Source organism: Jatrophihabitans sp. (assembly GCF_051960575.1).
GTDB lineage: Bacteria > Actinomycetota > Actinomycetes > Mycobacteriales > Jatrophihabitantaceae > JBQCEE01.
The window spans coordinates 1-4,229 of the sequence record NZ_JBQCEE010000016.1; the positions used below are offsets into that span (position 1 = coordinate 1).

The 4,229-nt window shown below is 73.2% G+C and carries 2 protein-coding genes; one reads left to right on the plus strand and one right to left on the minus strand.

Annotated features, from left to right (window positions below):
• The first annotated feature begins 111 nt into the window (after positions 1-111).
• Complete coding sequence (gene lysX, locus ACTHMS_RS00790) at positions 112-3,516, plus strand: bifunctional lysylphosphatidylglycerol synthetase/lysine--tRNA ligase LysX (RefSeq protein ID WP_440304773.1); 3,405 nt, start codon at positions 112-114, stop codon at positions 3,514-3,516.
• Between the two features lie 172 nt (positions 3,517-3,688).
• Here the strand turns inward: lysX and ACTHMS_RS00795 are convergent.
• Positions 3,689-4,229 (minus strand): NAD-dependent epimerase/dehydratase family protein (locus ACTHMS_RS00795; RefSeq protein WP_440304774.1); only part of this gene is annotated, 541 nt, incomplete at its 5' end.

A 4,229-nucleotide genomic window follows, 5' to 3' on the forward strand; every position in this document is an offset into this window, starting at 1 on the left:
CTGAGCAAGGGCTGATCCAGCACTCGCTGAGAACTCGTCGCGGGGCTCAGCGTCCTGGTGGCGTGCACGCGGTGGTCTTGTCACGCACCGAACCGCGGCGAAGGAGCAGCGATGTCCCAGGATCTCCGGCTGCCAGAGCCCAGCACGTTGCGCGCCAAGCGCGGCACCGCCCGGCAGACCTCGGGCCGGGTCGCTGCAGCGCAGCGCGACGACTCGGTGTGGCCCGCGCGGCTCGCCGAGATCGGCGCACGGGTGCTGCTGGCCGCGGCCTGGTGGTCGGTGCTGCGCGCATTCCTGCTGCACGGCCGGCGCTTCGACCCGGTCGACGACGTCTTCGGCGTGCTCAACATCCCGGCGGGCCCGAGCCTCTTCTCGGCGGCACTGCTGCTCGTGCTGGCCGGCGCGGTGCGCCGGCGCATGCGTGTCGCCTGGCAGTTGCTGATCGGGTTCCAGGTGCTCTCGGCCGCGTACACAACGGCTGTTGTGGCAGGGCTCGTGGTCACGAACCGCTTCGGCCTCGAGGCGCACTCGGTGGCCGGTGTGGTGACGGGCCTGAACCTCGGCTGCACCGTGCTCGTCACCGCCATGCTCGTCGGCGCCCGCCGCGCGTTCACTTCGTCGCTCGCGACCGGTTCGCGCACCCGCGCGGTGGTCGTGCTCGTCGGTGGTCTCGTGCTGTCGACGGCGGCGTCCATCGCGCTCACGCTCGCCTTCCCCGCGCGGCTGAGCGACACCTACCACCGCGTGCACTGGGCGGTGCGCGTCGCGTTCGGCGTGCGTCCCGACCGCACCGACCTCGGTTGGCGCGGCCAGCACGGGCACGAGTGGGTCGCGCTGCTCGCCGGCACCATGTCGGCGCTCGCGGTCGTCGCCGCCGTGATCGTGCTGCTGCGTTCGGCGCGCGCGCACGCCGTCCTCTCGGCCGAGGACGAGCTGACCATCCGTGGACTGCTCGACCGGCACGGCGAACGCGACTCGCTCGGCTGGTTCGCCACCCGTCGGGACAAGGCGGCGGTGTTCTCGCCGCGGCGCGACGCCGCGATCACCCGCCGCGTGGTCGCGAACGTCAGCATCGCCAGCGCCGACCCGATCGGCGCGCCCGACGCGTGGCCCGGCGCGATCGACGCATGGCTCGCGGAGGCCCGCTCGCACGGGTGGTTCCCGGCGGTGCTCGCTGCGGGCGAGGAGGGTGCCCGCGCCTATGTGCGCGCCGGCCTGCGGGCCATCCCGATGGGCGACGAGGCGATCATCGACTGCGCCGCCTTCAGCCTCGGCGACCCGTCGATGCAGCCGATCCGCCGCGCGGCCCGCCGGATGCGCCGCCTCGGCTACACGATCACGGTGCGGCGGCACGACGAGCTGAGCGCCGACGAGATGGCCGAGCTCGCCGCGTGCGCCGAGCGCTGGCGCGTGGACGCGACCGAGCGCGGCTTCTCGTTGGCGCTCGGCCGGCTCGGTGACCCGCTCGACGGGCGCAGCGTCGCGGTGCTCGCCCACGACCGCGAGGGACGGCTGCGGGGCCTGCTCTCGCTCGTGCCGTGGGGACGCCGCGGCCTGTCGCTCGACCTCATGCGCCGCGACCGGTCGTCCGACAACGGGTTGAACGAGGCCATGGTCGCCGCCCTGGTGCAGCACGCGCGCACCGAGTGGGGCGTCACGCGGGTGTCGCTGAACTTCGCGATGTTCCGCGGTGTGTTCGACGCGGCCGAGCGGGTCGGCGCGCGGCCGCTGGTGCGGCTGACCAGCCGGGCGATGCGGATCGCCTCGCGCTACTGGCAGATCGAGTCGCTGTACCGCACCAACGCGCGCTACCAGCCGCGCTGGGTCACCCGCTACCTCTGCTACGACTCGGCGCTCACGCTCGCGCGAGTCGGCATCGCGGCCGGCGCGGCCGAGGGCTTCCTGCCGTGGCCGGGCGCGCGCCCCGACCAGCGCGACGACGCACGCACCGTGCAGGTCGGCGACGAGACCGTCCCGCTCATCGAGGCCGTCGCACGCCAGCAGGCGGCGCTCACGCCGCAGCCGGCCCCGGTGCCGCGCACGCAGCTCAGCCGGCTCGTGAAGCTCGAGCGGTTGCGGGCGGCGGGCTGCGACCCCTACCCGGTCGCGGTCGAGCGGCTCGACGAGATCGCCGACGTCGTGCGCCGGGCCGACACGGGGCTGGGCACGACGGTCGGTGTGGCGGGGCGCGTGCGCGCCGTGCGCGACCACGGTGGCGTCCTCTTCCTGGTGCTGCAGGAGCGGGCGGCGACCGTGCAGGTGATCGTCGATCGCGCGTCGGTGGGCGAGGCGCACGAGCTGGCCCGCCGCACGATCGACCTCGGCGACCTCGTCGTCGTGACCGGCGAGCTGGTGCGCTCGCGGCGCGGCGAGCTGTCGGTTGCCGCGCGATCGTGGCGGATGGCGGCGAAGAGCCTGGCGCCGGTGCCGAAGCTCACGCCCCGCGAGGTGGTCCCGAGCGACCACCAGCTGCGGCTGGTCGTCCAGCCCTCCGCGCGGCAGCGGCTCGAACTGCGCTCGGCGGCCCTCGGCCGGCTGCGCGGCACGCTCACCGAGCACGGCTTCGTCGAGGTCGAGACGCCGATGCTGCAGGCGGTGCACGGTGGGGCTGCGGCGCGTCCGTTCGTGACGCGGGCCAACGCCACCGACCAGTCGCTCTACCTGCGCATCGCTCCGGAGCTGTCGCTGAAGCGGCTGGCCGTCGCGGGTATGCCGCGGGTCTTCGAGCTCAACCGGAACTTCCGCAACGAGGGCATCGACGACACCCACAACCCCGAGTTCACCGCGCTCGAGGTGTACCAGGCCTATGCCGATTACGCGGTCATGCGCGAACTGGCGCAGGAGCTGATCCGATCCGCGGCCCGGGCGATGTTCGGTGCGGCGGTGGCGATGCGTCGCGACGCCGACGGACACGTCGTCGAGGTCGACCTGGACGCGCCGTGGCGGGTCGTCCCCGTGCTCGACGCGGTGTCTGCCGCCGTCGGTCGACGCCTCGACCTCGACACCCCGCTGGACGAGGTGCGCCGCGCGTGCGTGCTGCACGGGGTCGAGGCGCCCTCAGGTGCCTCGGTCGGCACGCTGCTGTCGGCGCTGTACGAACGGCTCGTCGAGCCTACGACGACGCTGCCGACGTTCTACGTCGACTTCCCGGTCGAGACGACGCCCCTCGCCCGGCCGCACCGGGTCGACCCGCGGCTGGCCGAGCGGTGGGACCTCGTCGCCTGGGGGAGCGAGGTCGGCACGGCGTACTCGGAGCTCACCGACCCGGTCGAGCAGCGCCGTCGGCTCACCGAGCAGTCGTGGCGCCGCGCCGCCGGCGACCCCGAGGCGATGGAGCTCGACGAGTCGTTCCTCGCCGCGCTCGAACTCGGCATGCCGCCGACCGGAGGTCTCGGCATCGGCGTCGACCGCCTGATCATGATGCTGCTGGGCACCCCGATCCGCGACACCCTCGCCTTCCCGTTCCCGAAGGTCTCGGACGCGTCCCGGACCCCGGTCGTGACCCCCGTCGGCTGAGCGTCGCCCGCGCGCTCGCTCGTGCGCTCGCTCGTGCGCGGTGCGCTCCGCCGCGGCTGCCCCGCCTGCCCCATCTCGTGACGGATTGCGGATCGCGTGACGGAATCGCGATCCCGTGACGGCAGAAACTGCCGTCACGGGATGCGAGATCCGTCAGCCGATGCCGATTCCGTCAGGAGATCGCGTTCGCGCGGGGGTCGGGCAGGACGTCGCGCCACGAGTGCGTCGGGTCGAAGCCGAGCATGTCGCGCGCCTTGTCGATGCAGTAGAACGTCTCGTCCCTCCCCATCGGACGCCGCACCTCGACGCCGTCGTAGAAGCGCTCGATGATCTCCTGGCTCGTCGCCGCAACGGACATGTCGGCGTTGGCGACGTTGAAGATCTGGAAGCCGAGGCCGTCGGTGGTGAGGCAGCGCTGCACCATCCGCCCGAGGTCGCGGACGTCGATGTAGGCGAACAGGTTGCGGCGGCGCAGCGCCGGGTCGTCCAGGAACGGCGGGAACATCTCGGCGTACTCGTGCGGCTCGATGACGTTGTTGATGCGCAGGCCGTAGATGTCCGCGCCGGTCCGTGCCTGGAACGATCGGCCCGTCACCTCGTTCGCGACCTTCGACATGGCATACGCGTCCTCGGGGACGACCGGGTGGTCCTCGTCGACCGGCACGTACAGCGGCCGCCGCTCGCCCTGCGCGAAGCAGATGCCGTAGGTCGTC